Annotated in this window: 15 protein-coding genes and 1 pseudogene; 12 read left to right on the plus strand and 4 right to left on the minus strand. The window is 72.0% G+C overall.

The genetic code is table 11. The features are described from left to right. Window position 1: 1 nt before the first annotated feature. The 9 genes from ACZ58V_RS21725 (at window position 2) to ACZ58V_RS21765 (ending at window position 10655) form a co-directional block, all read left to right on the plus strand. Window positions 2-922: an ABC transporter permease gene (locus tag ACZ58V_RS21725; protein WP_468196466.1), complete on the plus strand. Its 921-nt coding sequence runs from the start codon at window positions 2-4 to the stop codon at window positions 920-922. Then, window positions 919-1785: an ABC transporter permease gene (locus tag ACZ58V_RS21730; protein WP_468196469.1), complete on the plus strand. Its 867-nt coding sequence runs from the start codon at window positions 919-921 to the stop codon at window positions 1783-1785. The genes ACZ58V_RS21725 and ACZ58V_RS21730 overlap by 4 nt, the downstream gene beginning before the upstream one ends. After that, the gene (locus ACZ58V_RS21735; RefSeq protein ID WP_468196470.1) at window positions 1782-3182 is read left to right on the plus strand and encodes an aminotransferase class III-fold pyridoxal phosphate-dependent enzyme; all 1401 of its coding nucleotides are present in this window, start codon (window positions 1782-1784) and stop codon (window positions 3180-3182) included. The genes ACZ58V_RS21730 and ACZ58V_RS21735 overlap by 4 nt, the downstream gene beginning before the upstream one ends. Before the next feature lie 41 nt (window positions 3183-3223). Beyond that, window positions 3224-4177 (plus strand): succinylglutamate desuccinylase/aspartoacylase family protein, encoded by a 954-nt coding sequence (locus ACZ58V_RS21740; RefSeq protein ID WP_468196472.1) that lies wholly within the window; start codon window positions 3224-3226, stop codon window positions 4175-4177. Beyond that, on the plus strand, window positions 4174-5628 hold the full coding sequence (locus ACZ58V_RS21745; RefSeq protein WP_471291500.1) for an aldehyde dehydrogenase family protein: 1455 nt from the start codon (window positions 4174-4176) through the stop codon (window positions 5626-5628). The genes ACZ58V_RS21740 and ACZ58V_RS21745 overlap by 4 nt, the downstream gene beginning before the upstream one ends. After that, on the plus strand, window positions 5625-6563 hold the full coding sequence (locus ACZ58V_RS21750) for an aldo/keto reductase (RefSeq protein WP_471291502.1): 939 nt from the start codon (window positions 5625-5627) through the stop codon (window positions 6561-6563). The genes ACZ58V_RS21745 and ACZ58V_RS21750 overlap by 4 nt, the downstream gene beginning before the upstream one ends. A gap of 44 nt (window positions 6564-6607) precedes the next feature. Then, window positions 6608-7273 carry a haloacid dehalogenase type II gene (locus tag ACZ58V_RS21755; protein WP_471291504.1) on the plus strand — a complete coding sequence of 222 codons (666 nt, stop codon included), beginning with the start codon at window positions 6608-6610 and terminating at the stop codon, window positions 7271-7273. Between the two features lie 29 nt (window positions 7274-7302). Then, window positions 7303-8586, plus strand: coding sequence for an NAD(P)/FAD-dependent oxidoreductase (locus ACZ58V_RS21760; RefSeq protein ID WP_471291506.1), 1284 nt, complete (start codon window positions 7303-7305; stop codon window positions 8584-8586). 101 nt (window positions 8587-8687) lie between these two features. Then, on the plus strand, window positions 8688-10655 hold the full coding sequence (locus ACZ58V_RS21765) for a heavy metal translocating P-type ATPase (protein ID WP_471291508.1): 1968 nt from the start codon (window positions 8688-8690) through the stop codon (window positions 10653-10655). Window positions 10656-10660: 5 nt separating this feature from the next. On the opposite strand, the gene ACZ58V_RS21770 is transcribed toward ACZ58V_RS21765, so the two are convergent. The 4 genes from ACZ58V_RS21770 to ACZ58V_RS21785 form a co-directional block, all read right to left on the minus strand. Continuing rightward, entirely contained in the window at window positions 10661-11728 is a 1068-nt protein-coding gene (locus tag ACZ58V_RS21770) for a LacI family DNA-binding transcriptional regulator (RefSeq protein WP_471291510.1), read from the minus strand. Window positions 11729-11815: 87 nt separating this feature from the next. After that, window positions 11816-14206 (minus strand): beta-galactosidase, encoded by a 2391-nt coding sequence (locus ACZ58V_RS21775; RefSeq protein ID WP_471291759.1) that lies wholly within the window; start codon window positions 14204-14206, stop codon window positions 11816-11818. Continuing rightward, window positions 14200-15966 carry a glycoside hydrolase family 35 protein gene (locus ACZ58V_RS21780; protein WP_471291512.1) on the minus strand — a complete coding sequence of 589 codons (1767 nt, stop codon included), beginning with the start codon at window positions 15964-15966 and terminating at the stop codon, window positions 14200-14202. The genes ACZ58V_RS21775 and ACZ58V_RS21780 overlap by 7 nt, the downstream gene beginning before the upstream one ends. 38 nt (window positions 15967-16004) lie before the next feature. Further along, entirely contained in the window at window positions 16005-17201 is a 1197-nt protein-coding gene (locus ACZ58V_RS21785) for an MFS transporter (protein WP_471291514.1), read from the minus strand. A 489-nt stretch (window positions 17202-17690) separates the two neighbouring features. Here ACZ58V_RS21785 and ACZ58V_RS21790 point away from each other — a divergent pair. The 3 genes and pseudogenes from ACZ58V_RS21790 to ACZ58V_RS21800 form a co-directional block, all read left to right on the plus strand. Further along, a pseudogene (locus ACZ58V_RS21790) lies at window positions 17691-18152 on the plus strand (maltokinase N-terminal cap-like domain-containing protein); the annotation flags it as partial. 46 nt (window positions 18153-18198) lie between these two features. After that, window positions 18199-18936, plus strand: coding sequence for a Type 1 glutamine amidotransferase-like domain-containing protein (locus tag ACZ58V_RS21795; RefSeq protein ID WP_471291516.1), 738 nt, complete (start codon window positions 18199-18201; stop codon window positions 18934-18936). Window positions 18937-19052: 116 nt separating this feature from the next. Then, window positions 19053-19454 (plus strand): SseB family protein, encoded by a 402-nt coding sequence (locus ACZ58V_RS21800; RefSeq protein WP_468196494.1) that lies wholly within the window; start codon window positions 19053-19055, stop codon window positions 19452-19454. Window positions 19455-19463: the final 9 nt, after the last annotated feature.

The following is a 19463-nucleotide window of genomic DNA, read 5'->3' on the forward strand; positions in this document are numbered from 1 at the left end:
CGTGGCCGTACTCGCTCCCGCATCCCGCCCCGCGGCCCCGGTGCCCCGCAAGAAACGACCGGCCCGCGTGCTGTCCGACCGCCGTACCCGCTTCGGACTGCTCAACGCCGCGCCCGTCGTCCTCTACCTGCTGATCCTCTTCGTCTATCCGATCTTCAGCACCCTGATGCTGAGCCTCAAGGACCAGGCCGGCGGCTTCACCCTCCACTGGTACGCCGACGCCTTCCGCGGTGCCAACCTGGAGATCCTGCTCACCACCCTGCGGATCTCCGCCGAGACCTCACTGATCAGCCTGGTCGTCGGTTTCGTGCTGGCTTCCGCGATCTGCCGACTCAAGCCCCTGTGGGCGGGCCTCGCGATGCTCGTGGTGGTCGTCCCGCACTTCATCAGTGCCCTGGTGCGCACCTACGGCTGGATCATCCTGCTCGGTGACAACGGCGTGGTGAACAACGCCCTGACCGACACGCACTTCCCCGGCGCCCCGTTCCAGCTTCTCTACAACGAGATCGGCGTCGTCATCGGCACCACCGCCGTGATGCTGCCGTACACCGTGCTGCTGCTGTACGCGGTCATGAAGGGCATCGACCGCCGCCTCCTGGCCGCCGCGGCCAGCATGGGCGCCGGAAAGATCACCATCTTCCGCCGCGTCTACGTGCCCCTGGTGGCACCCGGACTGGTCAACGCCGGCGTCCTGTGCTTCATCCTCTGCCTCGGCTACTACCTCACGCCCGCCCTGATGGGCGGCGAGAAGCAGACCATGGTCGCCTCGCTCATCGACGAGCAGGTCATGAAGCAGAACCAGTGGAACGGCGCCTCGGCGCTCGGCATCATCCTGCTGCTCCTCACCTTCGCCGGGCTGATCCTGCTGCGGCTGCTGAAGTCCGCGGGCGAGGCCTACCGGAACCGGGGGACGGCGTCATGATCGAGCTGCGTGCCACCCTGGCCGGACGCATCACCCTGGCCGTCCTGTCCACACTGATCCTGCTGTTCCTGGCCATGCCGATCATCGTCATCGTCGTCACCTCCTTCGGCAAGGACGCCTTCGGCTCCTTCCCGCCGGAGGCCTGGACGCTCAGCTGGTACGAGCAGTTGTTCGCCGACGGCAGCAAGTGGCCGGCCGCGCTCTCGCTGAGCGTCCTGGTCGCCTCCCTGACCACCGTCTTCTCCCTCGTCCTCGGCATCACGGCGGCCACGGCACTGGTCCGCAGCGACCTGCCCCTGCGCTCCGCGGTCTACGGCCTGGTCCTCGCCCCGCTGGTGATCCCCCAGGTCGTCATCGCCCTCGGCCTGTTCCTGCTCTTCGAACCGGCCGCGATGCTCGGCAGTCCGATCGCCATCGCCTTCGGCCACACCGTGCTGGCCTCGCCCATCGCGGTGATGATCCTCATGGCCACGCTGAAGGGCATCGACGAACGCCTGGAGGACGCGGCGGCCAGCATGGGCGCGAGCCGGCTGACCGTCTGGCGGCGCATCACCTTCCCGCTCGCCGCGCCGGGCATGATCGCCGCCGCGATCTTCTCCTTCATCACCAGCTTCGACGAGTTCTTCATCTCGCAGTTCCTGTCCTCCGTGGACACCGTGACGCTGCCCGTCCAGGTGTTCAACGTCCTCCAGTACAACGTCGATCCGTCGGTGACCGCCATCAGCGCGATCCTCATCGCGGTCGCCGTCGTCGCCCTCGCCCTCGTCGCCGCCGTGCGCCGACTGGGCGGCCCGGGCAAGCAGGCGGGCCTGCTGCCCACGGAATCCGCCGTGAGCCTCCCCGCCGGAAGTGAGACCCGATGACCGTCAGCACCCAGGCCCCGGCCGGCGACCTCTCCGCCACCGCGGCCAGACACCTGCTCCTCAACATGACCCCCAACGGCTCGCTCGGCCGCTCCGGCGAGAACCTCTTCGTCGTCCGGCGCGGCGAGGGCCCGTACGTCGACGACGCCGACGGCAAGCGCTACATCGACGGCCTCTCCGGCCTGTACTGCTGCCAGCTCGGCTACTCCTACGCCCCCGAGTTCGCCGAGGCCGCCGACCGCCAGCTGCGCGAGCTGTGCTTCAGCCCCCTGTGGTCCTCCTCCGCGCACCCCACGGCCATCGACCTGTCCGAGCGCCTCGCGCGCATCGCCCCCGTCGACGTCGAGCACACCTTCTTCTCCGGCGGCGGCGCCGAAGCCGTCGAGACCGCCTGGAAGATCGCCCGCCGCTACCACGCCCTGCGCGGCGAAGCCGGCCGCACCAAGGCCATCGCCCGCCGGGGCGCCTACCACGGCCTGACCCTCGGCGCCCTGTCGCTCACCGACGACCCCGGGCTGCGGGAACCGTACGGGCCGGGCGCGATCGAGACCCGGTTCGTGTCCAACACCAACCGCTTCGGCCTCGCCCCCGAGGCCCCCGAGTGCACGGACGACGAGACGTTCACCTCCCGTCTCCTCGCCGAGCTGGAGGCCGCGATCCTGGCCGAGGGCCCGGACACCATCGCCATGCTGATCGCCGAGCCGGTGCAGAACCGCGGCGGCTGCATCACCCCGCCCGAGGGCTACTGGCCGGGCCTGCGCGCCCTGGCCGACCGGTACGGCTTCCTGCTCGTCGCCGACGAGGTCATCACGGCCTTCGGACGGCTGGGGGAGTGGTTCGGCGGCGACCTGTACGGGGCCCGCCCCGACATCGTCACCGTCGCCAAGGGCATCACCGCCGGCTACGCCCCCATGGGAGCGACGCTCGTCAGCAACCGCGTCGTCGAGGTCATCAACCGGCCCGGCGCGGTCCTCAACCACGGCTACACCTTCGCCGGCCACCCGCTCAGCGCGGCCATCGCCCTGCGCAGCCTGGAGATCATGGAGCGGGACCGGATCCTGGACAACGTCCGCGGCCACCAGGACCACCTGGCCCGGCGCATGGCGCGACTCGCGGACCTGCCGATCGTCGGAGACGTCCGCGGCGCCGGCTACTTCTACGCCGTCGAACTCACCGGCGACCTCGACGACGGCGGCTTCAGCGACACCGCCCGCACCGCACTGGTCGCCGACCTGATCCCGCGCCGGCTGCGCGAGGCCGGGCTGCTCGCCCGCGTCTACAACCGCGCCGCCCCGCTGGTCCAGATCGCGCCCCCGCTGATCAGCGACCGCGAACTCCTGGACCGTATCGCCGACATCATCGCGGCCACCCTCGACGAGGCCTCCGCCCGCCTCTGACCCATGTTCTGGATCTGACACATGTTCTGGAAAGGAACCACATGTACTCCATCGGCCCCCTGACCGTCGCCCCCGGCGAGCGCGCCCAGGGTCTGATCCCCGTCGGCACCAGCACCTACGGCGTGGAACTCGGCATCCCGCTGATCGTCGTCAACGGAACCGAGGACGGCCCGGTCCTGTGCGTGGACGCCGGTGTGCACGGCGACGAGTACGACGGCCAGGAGGCCATCCGCCGCGTCCTCGCCGAGATCGACCCGGTGGGCCTGCGCGGCACCCTCGTCGGCATCCCCTGCATGAACACCCCCGCCTTCGAGGCGGCGGCCCGCACCAGCGGCCTCGACCACCTCAACCTCAACCGCATCTTCCCGGGCGACGCGGACGGCTCCTACTCGCTGCGCCTGGCCGCCACCTTCGTCGAGCAGGTCGTCCCGGCCATCGACGCCCTGGTCGACCTGCACACCGGCGGCACCTTCGGCGAGATCGCCCCGCTGACCATCGTCCAGGGCGGCTACGAGGACCTGGCCACCGGCATCGGCCTGGCCGCCGGGCACCGGCTGATCTGGAAGGGCGGCAAATGGGGCGGCACGGTCCGCCACCCCACCCTCGCGGCGGGCAAGCCGGCCATCACCATCGAGGCGGGCGGCGGCACCTACCGCGAGGAGAACGTCCAACTGCACATCGACTCGGTCCTCAACATCATGCGGCAGCTGAACATGACCGAGGGCGGGGCCGACCTGCGGGACGACTACATCGCCGTCTCCGGCACCTTCGCCCGCTCCGCCGCCGGCGGCTTCTTCCTCGGCCACGCCGCACCGGGCGAGACGTGCAAGGAAGGCGACCTGATCGCCCACATCGTCGACCACTACGGCAACACGCTGGAGGAGGTCCGCGCCCCGCAGGACGGCATCGTGCTCTGGGTGCGCCGGATCCGCACCGTCCGGCCCGGCGACGAGGTCGTCATCTTCGGCGAGGTGCAGGGAGAGATCAAGCCATGAGCGGCGATCCCCAGTTGCTGCTGGTCGACGGCAAGCGGATCCCCGCCGCCGACGGGCGCGCCTTCACCGTCCTCGACCCGGCGGACGGCACGGCCCTCACCCAGGTGGCGCTGGCCGGACCGGCGGACGTGGACCAGGCCGTGGCGGCGGCCCGCGCGGCCTTCACCGCACCGGAGTGGGCCCGGATGCGGGCCGCCGACCGGGGCAGGCTGCTGAACCGCATCGCGAACGCGATCCGGGGCGAGGGCGAGCGGCTGGCGCGCCTGGAGTGCCAGGACGTCGGCAAGCCCCTTCGCCAGGCCAGGGCAGACGTCGAGTCCGCCGCCCGCTACTTCGAGTTCTACGCTGGCATCGCCGACAAGCTCGGCGGCTCCACGATCCCCCTCGGGCCCGGCCTGATCGACTACACCGTCCGTGAACCCATCGGCGTCTCCGGCCAGATCATCCCGTTCAACTACCCCCTCCAGAACACCGCCCGCGGTTCCGCCCCGGCCCTCGCGGCAGGCTGCACGGTGGTGCTCAAGCCCTCCCCGGAGGCGCCGCTCACCCCGCTGGAGGTCGGCCGCATCGCGCTGGAGTGCGGGCTGCCGCCGGGCGTGCTGAACGTCGTACCCGGCGATGCCGAGACCGGCGCGGCCCTCGCCGGGCACCCCGGCATCGACCAGGTCACCTTCACCGGCTCGGTCCCGACCGGCATCAAGGTCGCCCAGGCCGCCGCCGCCAACGTGGTGCCCTCCGTCACCGAACTGGGCGGCAAGTCGCCGTTCATCGTCTTCGCCGACGCCGACTTCGACCTGGCGCTGAGCGCGATCCTCGGCTGGTCGTTCAGCAACGCCGGCCAGATGTGCTCGGCCGGCACCCGGCTGCTGCTCCAGCGCGGCGCCGAGGAGTTCCTGGACCGGCTGGTCGAGAGGATCGCCGCCCTGCGCGTCGGCCCCGGCCTCACGGACCCGGACATCGGCCCGCTGGTCGCCGCCCGGCAGCGCGACCGCGTCCTGGGCTACCTGGACCTGGCCCGGCAGGAAGGCGCCGTGGCCCGGATCGGCGGCGGCGCCCCCTCCGCCCCGGAGCTCGCCGACGGCTACTACATCGCGCCGACGGTCCTCACCGGCCTGACCAACCAGGCCCGGTGCGCCCGCGAGGAGATCTTCGGCCCCGTCGTCACCGTCATCGACTTCGACGACGCCGACGAGGCCCTCCGGATCGCCAACGACAGCCCGTACGGACTGTCCTCCTACGTCTGGAGCCGCGACCTCGACCAGGCGATGCGCCTGGCCGAGGGAATCCGGGCCGGCCAGGTCTACGTCAACGTCACCAGCGCCGGCAGCGGCGTCGAGCTGCCCTTCGGCGGCTACAAGCACAGCGGCTGGGGCCGGGAGAAGGGCCTGGAGGCGCTGGCGAGCTACACCCAGACGAAGAACGTCTGCATCGGATTCGGGGACCGGTCATGAGGTATCGCACGCTCGGTGAGCAGGGCCCGGTCGTCTCGGCGGTGGGCGTCGGCGGCAACAACTTCGGCTCCCGCCTCGACGAGGAGGGCACGAACGCGGTCGTCCACGCCGCCCTCGACGCCGGGATCACCCTGTTCGACACCGCCGACATGTACGGCGGGTTCGGCGAGCGGGGCGGGGAACGCGGCGACGGCGAACGCCTCCTCGGCGCCGCCCTCAAGGGCCGCCGCGACGACGTCGTCCTCGCCACCAAGTTCGGCATGGAGATGGGCCCCGACGCCGACCTGTACGGCAGACGCGGCGCCCGCCCCTACATCCGGTACGCCGTCGAGTCCTCCCTGCGCCGGCTCGGAACCGACCGGATCGACCTGTACCAGTACCACGAGCCCGACGGCCTCACCCCGCTGGAGGAGACCGTCGCCGCCCTGCGCGAACTCGTGGACGAGGGCAAGATCCGGTACCTCGGCTGCTCCAGCCTCCCGGCCGAGGAGCTCACCGACGCGTTCGTGTCGACGCAGGCCCGCTACCACCTGCTCGACCGGAGCGCGGAGGCCGACCTCATCCCCGCCTGTCTGCGCCACGGCCTGGGGCTGCTGCCGTACTACCCGCTGGCCAACGGCCTGCTCAGCGGCAAGTACCGGCGCGGCGAGGAGCCCCCGCCCGGCAGCCGGCTGTCCTGGCGGCAGGGCTGGCTCACCGACGCGGCCCTCGACCGCGTCGAGGCGCTCACCGCGTACGGCACCGAGCGCGGCCTGACCCTGCTTCAGGTCGCCGTGGGCGCACTGGCCGCACTGCCCGGGGTCGGCTCGGTCATCTGCGGTGCCATGACCCCCGCGCAGGTCACCGCCAACGCGGCGGCGGCCGACTGGATCCCGGACCCCGCCGACCTGGCCGCACTCGACGCGATCGTCACGCCCGGCGAACGCGTCGTCTGACGCCCGCCCCCACTTACCGAACCCGCGAAACGAGGCTGAACACCATGCGAGAGATCGTCACCTTCGACGCCTACGGCACCCTGGTCGACTTCCAGCTCGGCCCCACCACCCTGAAGGTCCTTCAGGACCGGCTGGACCTGGACAACCTGGACGTCGACGAGTTCCTCGACGACTTCCGCGTCATGCGCTTCCAGGCCGTCCTGGAGGCCTACCGCCCCTACCACGAGGTCCTGCACTCCAGCCTGCGCAACGCCATGCGGCTGCACGGCCTGGAGTACCGCACCTCCGACGGCGACGCCCTCGTGGAGGCCGTCCCCACCTTCGGCCCGTTCCCGGAGGTCCCGGACGCCCTGCGCGCCCTGAAGACCGGGTACGAGATCGCCATCATCTCCAACACCGACGACAACCTGATCGCGCGTAACGTCGAGAACATCGGCGTCGAGTTCGACCACGTCATCACCGCCCAGCAGGCCGGCGCCTACAAGCCGGACCGGCAGACCTTCGAGCACGCCTTCAAGACCATGGGCGTCGAGCCCTCCCAGGTCATCCACACCGCCCAGGGCTGGGAGTACGACCACATCCCGACCCGCGACCTCGGCCTGAAGCGCCGGGTATGGATCAACCGCTTCGGCCGCCCCGGCAGCGCCGACTACCAGCCTTACGACGAGCTGCCCGACATGACGGGCCTGCCGAAGCTGCTCGGCTGCTGACCCGACGGACGGATGTGAGGACGCACGCCATGAAGCAGATTCCCTACTGGCTCGACACCGCCCCCGCCCTGCCCGACCGTTCCGGAAAGGACCTGCCCGACGAGGCGGACGTGGTGGTCGTCGGCGGCGGCCTCACCGGCCTGTCCACCGCCTACCACGCCGCCCGCAAGGGGGCCCGGGTCGTCCTCGTCGAGAAGGACAAGGTCGGCTCGGGCGCCTCCGGCCGCAACGGCAGCATGTGCACCCAGGGCCTCACCATCGGCGTCGGCGAGGCACGCAAGCGCTACGGCCAGGAGCGCGCCCGCGAGCTCTACGACTCCTTCCGCGAGGCGGTCGACGTGGTCGAGGAGATCACACGGACCGAGAAGATCGACTGCGACTTCCACCGGGCCGGCCGTCTCGGAGTCGCGGCCAAGCCGCAGCACTTCGAGTCGATGCGGGCCACCCAGCGCGACCTGGCCGACAACTTCGGCCACGAGACCCGGCTCCTGAGCCGCGCCGAGCTGAAGTCGGAACTGAACTCGGACTACTACCACGGCGCCCTGCTCGACCCGCTCAGCGCCGCCCTGCACGTCGGCAAGTACGTCCACGGACTCGCCGAGGCAGCCGAACGGGCCGGCGCGGAGATCCACGAACGCAACGCCGCCACCGGCCTCACCCGCCTGCCCGGCGGCGGCTTCGTGGTCGAGACGCTCCACGGCACCATCCGGGCCAAGCAGGTGATGGCCGCGACCGACGCGTACACCGACAAGGCGATGCCGTGGTTCCGCAAGCGGCTCATCAATGTCGGCAGCTTCATCATCGTCACCGAGCCGCTCGGCGAGGAGGGCGCCAAGTCACTGATCCCGAACGGCCGTCTGGTGGTCGACTCCAAGAACATCGGCCACTACATCCGCCTCACCCCGGACAACCGCCTCGCCTTCGGCGGCCGGGCCCGCTTCGCCCCCTCCAACCCGGCCTCCGACGTCAAGAGCGGCGACATCCTGAAGCGGGAGATGACCGAGATCTTCCCGCAGCTCGCCGGGGTGCGGATCGACTACGTGTGGGGCGGCATGGTCGGCTTCTCCTGGGACCGTCTCCCGCACGCGGGCGAGACCGACGGCCTGTACTACTCGATGGGGTACTGCGGCCACGGGGTCCAGATGGCCACCTCCATGGGCCGCGCGATCGCCGAGATGATGGACGGACGCCCGGAGGCCAACCCGCTGCGCGGCCTCGGCTTCCCGAAGGTCCCGGTGCCCTTCTACAACGGCACCGCCTGGTTCCTGCCGTTCGGCGGCGCCTACTACAAGGCCAAGGACAAGCTGCGCTGACGCCCGTTCCGGGCTGCGGCCGGGTACATGAAGGCATGAAGGAGTCTTCATGTGTTCCTGTATGGTGAGGGGCCTACGCGCCCCTGCCAGAAGGACCCCTGTTGACTTCCACCCTCACGCCGCGGCCGGTCCAGGAAGCGGAGCCCGCACACGCCGGGACCGTGCCGCGGCGGCGCACCCGTGTCCTCGCGCTCCCCGAGGCGCGCTGGGCCGCGGCGGCCACCGCCTTCTTCCTGCTCGCGCTGCCGCTCCAGCTGACCGGCGCCCCCGCCTGGACCTGGGGCCCGCTGTACGCGGCGTCGTACGCCACGGGCGGCTGGGAGCCGGGCTGGGAGGGGCTGAAGGCACTCAAGGACCGCACCCTCGACGTCGACCTGCTGATGGTGGTCGCCGCACTGGGCGCGGCCGCGATCGGGCAGGTCATGGACGGCGCCCTGCTCATCGTCATCTTCGCCACCTCCGGCGCGCTGGAGGCGCTGGCCACCGCCCGCACCGCCGACTCCGTCCGCGGCCTGCTCGACCTGGCCCCCGCCACGGCCACCCGGCTCTCTCCCGACGGCGCTGAGCAGGTCGTCCCCGTCGAGGAGCTGACGGTCGGGGACACCGTCCTGGTCCGCCCCGGAGAGCGCGTCGGCGCCGACGGCCGGGTGCTGGACGGGGCGAGCGAGGTGGACCAGGCGACCATCACCGGCGAGCCGCTCCCCGTGCCGAAGGAGCCGGGCGACGAGGTCTTCGCGGGCACCCTCAACGGCACCGGCGCACTGCGGATCAGGGTCGAGCGCGACGCGTCCGACTCGGTGATCGCCCGGATCGTCCGGATGGTGCAGGAGGCGTCCGAGACCAAGGCGCCCACGCAGCTGTTCATCGAGAAGGTCGAACAGCGCTATTCGCTGGGCATGGTGGCCGCGACCCTGGCCGTCTTCCTGGTGCCGCTCGCCTTCGGCGAGCCGCTCACCGACGCGCTGCTGCGGGCCATGACGTTCATGATCGTGGCCTCGCCGTGCGCGGTCGTGCTGGCCACCATGCCGCCCCTGCTGTCGGCCATCGCCAACGCCGGGCGGCACGGTGTGCTGGTGAAGTCGGCCGTGGTGATGGAGCGGATCGGCCAGGTGGACGCGGTCGCGCTGGACAAGACCGGCACACTGACCGAAGGCAGCCCGCGCGTCACCGAGGTCCGGCCGCTGCCGGAATCCGGCTTGGACGAGGGCGAGTTGCTGACCCTGGCGGCAGCCGCCGAGCGGCCCAGCGAGCATCCGCTGGCCCGGGCGGTCGTCGAAGCGGCCCGCGAGCGCGGCCTAGACCTGCCCGACGCGGAGGACTTCACCTCCGCACCGGGCGTGGGAGTGACCGCCGTCGTCGACGGCCACGCGGTCGCGGTGGGTGCCCCGGCCCGGCTGACGGACGACGCCCTCGAAAGGGTCGCGGAACTGGAGGAGTCCGGCCGCACCGCCGTCCTGGTCGTCGTCGACGGCGCCCCCGCCGGACTGCTCGGCATCGCCGACCGGCCGCGCCCGGACGCCGCCGCCACGGTCGCCGCCCTCGCCACGCTCACCGGCACGGCCCCGGCGCTCCTCACCGGCGACAACCCCCGGGCCGCAGCGCACCTCGCCGCCGAGGCCGGTATCGACGACGTGCGTGCCGGGCTGCTGCCGCAGGACAAGCTGGCCGCCGTCCAGGAGATGGAGAGCGCGGGCCGCAAGGTGCTGGTCGTCGGGGACGGCGTCAACGACGCACCCGCCCTGGCCGCCGCCCACACCGGGGTCGCCATGGGCCGGGCTGGCTCCGACCTCGCCCTGGAGACCGCCGACGCCGTGATCGTGCGCGACGAACTCGCCGCCGTCCCCGCCACCGTCGCCCTCTCCCGCCGCGCCCGCGCGCTGGTCGTCCAGAACCTCGTCATCGCCGGGGTGTTCATCGCCGGCCTCGTCGTCTGGGACCTGGCAGGCGATCTGCCGCTGCCCCTGGGGGTCGCGGGCCACGAGGGCTCCACGGTCCTCGTCGGACTGAACGGCCTGCGGCTGCTGAGGGAGTCGGCCTGGCAGAAGGCCGCCGCCGAGGGGAGTGCCTGAGCCCGTCAGCCCACCGGCGGCGGACCGCTGCTCGCGCGCACGACGAGGTCCACGGGGACGAGGGTGTCCACGCGGGGCCGCTCGCCCGGGCCGTCGATGCGGTCCAGGAGAAGACGCAGGGAACGCGTGCCGATCTCGGCGAAGTCGGTGCGGACGGTGGTCAGCGGGGGCAGCAGATGCGCCGCCTCGGGGATGTCGTCGTAGCCGACGACACTGACCTCCCCGGGGACGGACCGCCCGGACTCGTGCAGGGCGTGCAGCAGGCCCAGCGCCATCTGGTCGTTGGAGGCGAACACGGCCGTCACCTCCGGGCGCCGGGCCAGCCGACGGCCCAGTTCGTAACCGGAGTCGGCACCCCAGTCCCCGACGAGGGGTGCCGGGACGTCGGCACCGGCCGCCTGGAGCGTCTCCTGCCAGCTCGCCAGCCGGTGATCGGCCGAGGTCCAGCCGGTCGGGCCCGCGATGTGCCAGACGGTGGCGTGCCCGAGGCCCAGGAGATGCTCCGTGGCCTTGCGGGCGCCGGTACGGGAATCACCCGTGACCAGGGGAGTGCTGGCGTCGAGGGCACTCTCCAGCACCACCAGCGGAGTGCCGAGGTCGGTCTCCGCCAGCGCCCGGCCCACCCACTGCTGCGGGGCGATCGCGATGACGCCGTCCGCGCCCTCGGCCGACAGCCGGTTCACGGCCTCGACGACGGTGCCCTGGTCGGCCGTGTCCAGGGCGATGGAGCTGACGAGGTAACCGGCCTCCTGGGCCGCCGTGTTGATCGCGGTCAGGATGGAGGCGGGCCCGTACCGTGCGGCGTCGAAGGAGATCACCCCGAGCATCCGGGTCCTGCCGCTGGCCAGGGACCGCGCGCTGCGGCTGGGCCGGTAGCCGAGCGTGCGCATGGCCGCCAGGACCGCCTCACGCGTCTCGGGGCGGACGGCCGGGTGGTCGTTGAGCACGCGGGAGACGGTCTGCTTGGAGACGCCGGACAGCCGGGCCACGTCGGCCATCACCGGCCGCGTCCCGGCGAAGTTGCGCCTGCTGCGGCCTTTGGGAACCGGGCCGTCGGTGGCGCTCGGTGTCATGGCGGGTGATTCCTCGACGTCGGATACGGCGGTCCTGAACCCGCCCGGCAGGAGCACAGCATAGGCCGCGCGGTGCCCGTGACGGCCTCAGCCGGTCCGGACCGCCCACACGCGCGTGACCACCCACTCGGCATGCCCCACCCCGGCCGCCCGCCAGGCATCACCCACCTGCCCCGGCACATGCACCGGCGCCTCCGCCGCCAGCGGCAGCACCTTCAGCCGCAGCCCCCGGGCACGCAACTCCCCGGCGGGCAGCCGGTCCAGGCCGATGTCCCAGACCCGCCCCGAGTAGAACTGGTCGGCGACCAGGACGTCCCCCGCGTAGGCCCGTGCCAGATCACCGGTCCAGGGCAGCCGCAGCAGCACACCGGCGGGCGCCCGCAGCAGTTCCTCCGGTACGTCGACCCGGTACTCGGCGGCCACGGTGTCCATGTACGTGGCGGCGGGCACGCTCGCCCGGCCCCGCACACCGGTCACGGTCTCCGGGGCCGGACCGGCGGGCCTGACCAGCGTGACGTGCGCGGCGGTGTCGCCGAGGGCCCCGGCCTTGACGGTGTAGCGCGTGCACACGCCGTCCGCCTCCTCACGCACCCGTTCCCCCTCCACCACCAGGGCGGAACCGGGCGCGGGCAGCACCACGAACGACGGCTCGGCGGCCGGGCTGTGCAGCCGAACCTCGTCCCCGTCGAACACCACCCCGTCCCCGCAGAGCATCAGCCGCTCGGCTCCCCACGCGACACCCCGGTAGGCGGTACGGGCCGTCGCCGCGTCCAGGACCAGCAGACCGACGCGGGAGCCGTCGGCCGCGTCCACCTCGACCAGGGCGTCGGTGCCCGGCCGCAGACCGGTGACCAGGACCCGGCCGTCGACGGGTGTGGCCTCCCCGTTCCCCGACGGCACGGCGACGGATGTCACCGTGTCCGCGTCCAGGGCGAGTTCGGGTGTGATGCCGTCGGTCGCGGCCAGCACCAGGACCGTACGGCCGTCCGCCTCGACCGTGCACACCGGCTGCGCGGAGGCCCACTCCAGCCGAGCACCGGCCACGTCCAGCCGCAGCGGCCAGCAGAAATAGGAGCCGGAGGGCACGGTGGCGGGAGCGCTCGGCAGCGTCAGCGAAGGCGCGTCCGGGAAATCGACCGTGAACGTCGTGTCCGGGTGGTCCGGCAGCGGCTCGTGCGGCTGGTGGTTGGTCACGAACAGGAAGCCCGAGGTGCCGTCGGTGCGGACGGCCCAGCGCAGGGTGTCACGGTCGTGCTGCCCGGTAGGCAGCCGCTCGGGCAGCACGGACTCCATGGGCGCGATCCGGTGCCCGAACGCGGCCAGCAGCAGGTGCTGGAGCCGCAGCTCGTGGTACGAGGGCCGCACCTGGCCGTACTCGCCGAGCGGGGCCTGGAAGTCGTAGCTCAGGACCGGCAGGTCGTTGGGGTAACCGGTGGCGTGCGACTCCTGAAGGGTGGGCAGCTCTCCCGGCGGGTTCGTACCGCCGTGGAACATGTAGTAGCCCTGCCACACCGAACCGCAGCCGATCTTGGTCAGCCCGAGCGCGCCCACGTCGGCCGCCTCCACCCGAGGCCGCCGGTGATAGGCCACCGCCATCCCCCCTCCCAACTCGCAGGTGGCCCAGGGAAACCGGTCTGTCGGAACCGGGCCGGCGCCGCGCACGGTCGTGGGCCGCAGGTCGGCGCCGATGCCCTCGTCGTCGCGCTCGTGGGTGAAGAAGAAGTGCTTGCGGCAGGTGTCGGGCCAGCCGCCGTCCGCCTCCGTCCAGAACGCCTCGGGATAGCCGCCGTACAGCGGAAGCAGCTCCTCGCCCGGGAGCCGCACCCCGCCCCAGGCGGTCGACGTCCACAGCGGTGCGCTCAGCCCGGCCTCCTGGGCGAGGCGCCTGAGCGTGCGCAGGTGGCCGGGCTGGTCGTAGAGCTCGTTCTCGATCTGGATGGCGACGATCGGGCCGCCGTGCGTCCGGTCCAGGCCGCGCAGTTGTTCCGCGACGGCCTTGAACCAGGTGCGTACGGGCTCCAGATAGGCCGGGTCGTCGGTACGCGGCGTGCGGGCGCGGGCCAGCAGCCAGTCGGGCAGGCCGCCGTTACGCACCTCCGCGTGTGACCAGGGGCCGATGCGCGGGACGAAGTCCAGGCCATGGCGGGCGCACAGCCCGGCGAAGCGCCGGAGGTCGCGGTCGCCGTCGAAGCGGACCCGGCCCTCGATCTCCTCGTGGTGGATCCAGATCACGTAGGAGGCGACGGCGGTCACCCCGCCCGCCTTCATCTTCAGCAGCTCCTCCTCCCAATCGCCGTTCGGGTAGCGGGAGTAGTGGAACTCGCCGGAGACCGGGAACCAGGGACGGCCGCTCCGGGTGAGCCAGCGGCTGGTCACGCCGATCGGGTCGGGCACGCCCGGCGCGTCCGCGAAGGGCAGATGGCCGGTGAGCGGGGGAGCGGAGGGCGTGGGAACGCGCAGTCGGTGCGGGGTCACCAGGTGTTCTCCGGGCCGAGGTCGGGGGTGTCGGTGAGCTGGGCGCGGGTGACGGTGGTGCCGTGCAGCTCCAGCAGGACCAGCTCGTTGGCGCCCGGCCGCAGTACCGGGGCGGGGAGGTACAGGGTGTGCTGCGGGCCCCGGTTCCAGTAACGGCCCAGGTGGAAGCCGTTGACCCACGCCTGGCCCTTCGTCCAGCCGGGCAGGGAGAGGAAGGCGTCTGCGGGCGAGTCCACCTCGAAGGCGCCGCGATGGAAGGCCGGCACGGTGACCGCGGACCCGTCGGCCGGTACGAACGGCAGCCCGTCCACGTCGTCCAACGGCAGCGGGCGGCAGTCCCAGCCCCGAAGGGCCGTGTCGTTGAAGGAGACGGGCCCGAGCAGGCCCTTGGGCGCGCCGATACGGGGCCCGTAATTGACGCCGCCCATGTTCTCGACGAGGACGTCCAGCGTCGCGCCGGGGCGTGGGACGCGCACGGGCAGTGTCTCGTCGTGGCGTTCGCGCTCCAGTACACCGACCGGGGCGCCGTCGACGAAGACCTGGGCGCGGTCGCCGACACCGCCGGAGAAGTGCAGCAGGCCGTCACCGGCAGCGGGAAAGGTGGTGCGGTAGAGCGCGTAGCCGGTGCGCTGCCCGAGCTCGTCCATGGTCACCGGGGCGTCGGCGTGCACGGGTGCGGCGAGCGTGCCGGCCAGCGGAAGCAGAGGTGCCCGGCCGTCCAACTCGACATCGGTGGGCGGAAGTTTGTGTCCAGCCGCCGGGACGGGCTCGTCGGGAACGCCGACGTGGCGGGCGATGACCTCGCGGAAGGCGTGGTACTTCGGCCCCGGGTCGCCGCATTCGGTGAGCGCGGCGTCGTAGTCGTAGGACGTGATGGTCGGGGTGTAGGCGTGCTTGTGGTTGGCGCCGTTGGTGAAGCCGAAGTTGGTGCCGCCGTGGAACATGTAGATGTTGACGGACGCCCCGGCGGACAGCAGCCGGTCCAGGTCCGCGGCGGCGTCGGCCGCGTCCCGCACATGGTGCGGACCGCCCCAGTGGTCGAACCAGCCGATCCAGAACTCCGCGCAGAACAGGGGCCCTTCGCTCCGGTGCTCGCGCAGGCGCGCGAGGCACTGCTCGACGCGGCTGCCGAAGGTGCTGGCCGCCAGGACGCCCGGCAGGGTTCCCGCGGCCAGGTGCTCGGGGTCGGCCTGGTCGCAGGTGAACAGCAGTTCCTCGACGCCCCGGGAACGGAACGCGTCGGCCAGGTGCTTCAGATACGCGCTGTCGTCGCCGTAGGCCCCGTACTCGTTCTCCACCTGCACCGCGATGACGGGACCGCCCGCCGCGGCCATGTGCGGGCGAAGCGCGGGCAGCAGAAGGTCGAGGTAGCGGTCGACCGCCCCGGTGAAGCGCGGATCGCTGCTCCGCAGCCGGATGTCCGGGTCCGAGGTCAGCCAGTCGGGCAGGCCGCCTCCGTCCCACTCGGCGCAGATGAACGGACCGGGACGCAGCAGCACACGCAGCCCCTCGTCCTGGGCCAGCCGGAGAAACCGGGGCAGGTCGAGGAAGCCGTCGAGCACGAGGGGCCCGTCGGGATCCGGCTGGTGGTGGTTCCACGGAAGGTACGTCTCCACCGTGTTGAGGCCCATCAGACGGGCCTTGCGCAACCGGTCGGGCCACAGGTCGGGGTGGACACGGAAGTAGTGCAGCGCGCCGGAGAGGATCCGGAACGGCTCGCCGTGCAGCAGGAATCCGTCGGACGTCGTCGTCAGAGCGGGCATGCGGAGGCTTCCCTTCGAGGTATTCGAGGTAGGAGCAGTCAGCGGGAGCGGGTGGCGCGGATGAGCCAGAGGGTGGCGGCCAGGCACAGCGCCGAGACACCGCACAGCAGAAGCGGCACCGCGCGGATCCCGGACCACTCGATGGCCTTGCCCAGCGCCGGCCCCGCGGCGACACCGCCGACCATGGAGGCCGCGATGACCACGGCACCTGCCCGCCGGGCGCGCGGCGCGGCCCGGTTCAGCCAGGGCAGTCCGGTGGGGAAGATCGGCGCGATGAACAGACCGACACCGGCGTACGCGTACGGAGCCAGCGCCGGCACGGACGCGGCCAGCAGACACACCGTCATGCCCGCGCAGGAGACGGTGATGATGGCCTGGGCGGAGAACCGCAGCGCGAGCGGGGCGACCAGAAAGCGCCCGATGGTCATCATCAGCCAGTACACCGAGGTGGCGGTGGCCGCGACGCCCGCGCCGTAGCCGACGGTCTCCAGATGCGTGGGCTCCCAGCCGCCGACACCGGCCTCGACGGCGACGTGCAGGACGTAGAGCGCGACGAAGACGGCGAGCACGGAGCCGAGACTGCGGCCCAGAACCTGTCCGCGGACGCCGTCCTCCGCCCCGCCCGGCAGGGGCGACTCGTTCCGGACTCCCCTCAGGCACAGCAGCAAGGGCAGATTGGCGAGGGCGAAGCAGAGAAAGACGGCCGGGTAGTGCTCCGAGCCGACCACGCCGATCAGGGCGGGGCCGAGGATAGCGCCGATGCCGAAGTGGGCGTGGAGGATGTTCAGCATCGCGGTCGAACGGTGGCCGAAGCCCACGGCGAACAGCTGGTTGAGGCCGTAGTCGATGCCACCGAAACCGAGCCCCGCGAGCAGGGCCGCCGCGAGGGCGGTGGGCCAGTCGGGCGCCAGCGCGAAGCCCGCCGCGCCGACGGCCATCAGCAGATAGGAGCTGCCGAGGATGTGGCGGTTCCCGACCCGGCCGTAGAGCCGGTCGAACAGCAGCACCCCGGCCACACCACCGACGAAGTGAGCACTCAGCCCCAGCCCCGCGGCGGACGGCGACAGCCCGAAATCCTCACGGAAGGCCGGGATCGCGGGCCCGTACAGCGCCTGCAACGCCCCGATGAGAACGAAGCCGACGCAGGACGCCACGACGGCGGCCCCGCTGAAGACCGGGGCGGACGAGGTGACGGAGGGATGACGGGCGAGCTGCGCGGTCGGCTGGTCGGTCACGCGGACTCCGGAGGACGGCCCACCAGGGTGGGGTGGGCGGAGGACACAGTCGCGTACGGCTGAAGCAGAGGTGATGTTACCGGTAACATCACAGGCGTCAACATCCCTCGGGCAGCGCGGGTGAGCGCAGCCCCGATAATGCTCACGCTGACCGAGAACGCGGACGGCCCAGGTGTCCTGACACGCCGTCTGAAATCTTCCGACACCACGGAGATGCTGCTACGGCCGCTCCTCACGGACGCGGCCGGACTGGCCGGCTTCCTCCGGGGCGCTGACGCCGGGCTCGAACCTGACCGTTGTCGACCCTGCCGATGCCGGGTAGGAAGACGGGCATGGCGGTGTCACGCGCAACACGTCAGCTGTGCGACGCCACGTTTTCGGATGACGAGAATGCGAGCGCCCTCTCGCTCCTTGAACTCTGTGCAGGCGCGGAGCGCGAACGCGTGCATCAGGCTGTGTCGAGCGGCAGGTCAGATCCACTCGTAATCGCTCGACGGTGCGGAGCATGCTCTCGTCGGCACCATGGAGCACGGCGTGCTGGGGCAGCGCTGGGCCTACGACGGCTGCCACGACCCCGTGACGCTCGCCCAGTTGTCGGCCTTGATCGAGGGACGAGTGCAGGCCCAGGACCAGAACCTCAGCGACGCCCCCGACCGCGAGGTCACCGCCACCTACACCGGCGAAGGGCCCCTCCCCACGGACTTCACCGCCACCGACGCGCGGGACAGCACCCGACTGACCACGCCCCAGGGCACGATCCTCCACCTGCACCGGGTCCTCCAGCCCGCCCCGGACGGCCCGTTGACTCCCGCGCAGGGAGCGACCGGCCACGTCATCACCGGCTCCTGGCAACTACCGGACGGCACCCGCGCCCAGGGCGTGTTGGCCGTTCTGCACAGTGGTCCCACGGCCTGGCCTCCGCGTCTGTCCGACGGACCTCTCAACCGATGACGCACGGACAGTCTTCCCATACACACCCGTCCAGGAAGGCACCGCCGTGGCCGTCGAACCCCCACAACGTCTCGCCCTCCTCGGCGGCGGCTTCTCCACCGACGACGACGGTCTGCTGGACGACTGGGTGCTCGCCCAGGCGCGCGTGTCCCGCCCCAAGGTGTGCTTCGTGCCCACCGCCAGCGGAGACGCACCGGCATACGTCGAACAGTTCAGCACGGCGTTCCGGTCACGCCCGGACTGCGAACCCTCCGTCCTGCACCTGTTCCGCCGGGAGCTGGACGACGACGCTCTGCGCTCCTTCCTGCTCGCCCAGGACGTCGTGTACGTGGGCGGCGGCAACACGGCCAACCTCCTCGCGGTCTGGCGCACCCACGGTGTGGACCGGCTGCTGCGGGAGGCCTACGACCTCGGCACGCTGCTGTGCGGCATCAGCGCCGGCGCCAACTGCTGGGCCGAGGGCTCGCACACCGACTCCTTCGGGCCGCTGACGTACCTCCCCGACGGCCTGGGACTGCTGCCCGGCTCCGTCTGCCCGCACTACGACAGTGAACCGGGCCGGCGCCCCTCGTACCGTGCGGCCGTGGCGGCGGGGCAGCTGCCGGCGGGCTGGGCGGTGGAGGACGGGGCCGGAGTGCTCTTCACAGAGGGTGTGCCGACGGAGGCCGTCACCCGGGATCCGGGAGCAGGGGTGTACCGGGTGGAGGCGGACCGGAGTGGTGGGGCGCGTGAGCACGGTCTGCCCTGCCGGGTCCTCGGGCCTGCCCGCTCACTGATCCCCTGAACCTCAGTGATCCACCAGGATTGCCCCGTCCACGATCGGGTACGCGAGCAGGACCGCGCCCGGGGCGGATCATGTCCCGGGTGGGCCGCAAGACCGCCGCTACCAGGGAATCTGCCATGGAGACACCCGCAAACAACCCCACGCCCACGCCCGCCCAGCGGGCTCTGGACGTCCTCACCGAGAACACCGAGGACGCGGCGGCTCTGAACGCGCTCGCCGACAGCGACGTGCTCATCCCCGTGCCCGACGACGCGAACGATGCCGACGCCGCCAACCCCTCCGCGGTGGCGCTGCCGGTGCTGGAGCAGCCGGGCGGCGAACCGGTGGTGCCCGTGTTCACCTCCGAGGTGGAGATGGCCGGACTGCTGCCGTTCGTCTCCCGCTACCGCATGGTGCCGCTCGGCGCCCTCGCAGCGCAGTGGCCGGCCGACGACCTGTCGCTCACCATCGACGGCAGCTCGGAGCACCGCCTGACGCTCACCTCGGAGGGAGTCCGCACCCTGCTGGCACGTCCGTAGGGCGATCGG

Source organism: Streptomyces sp. NPDC040589 (assembly GCF_055594445.1).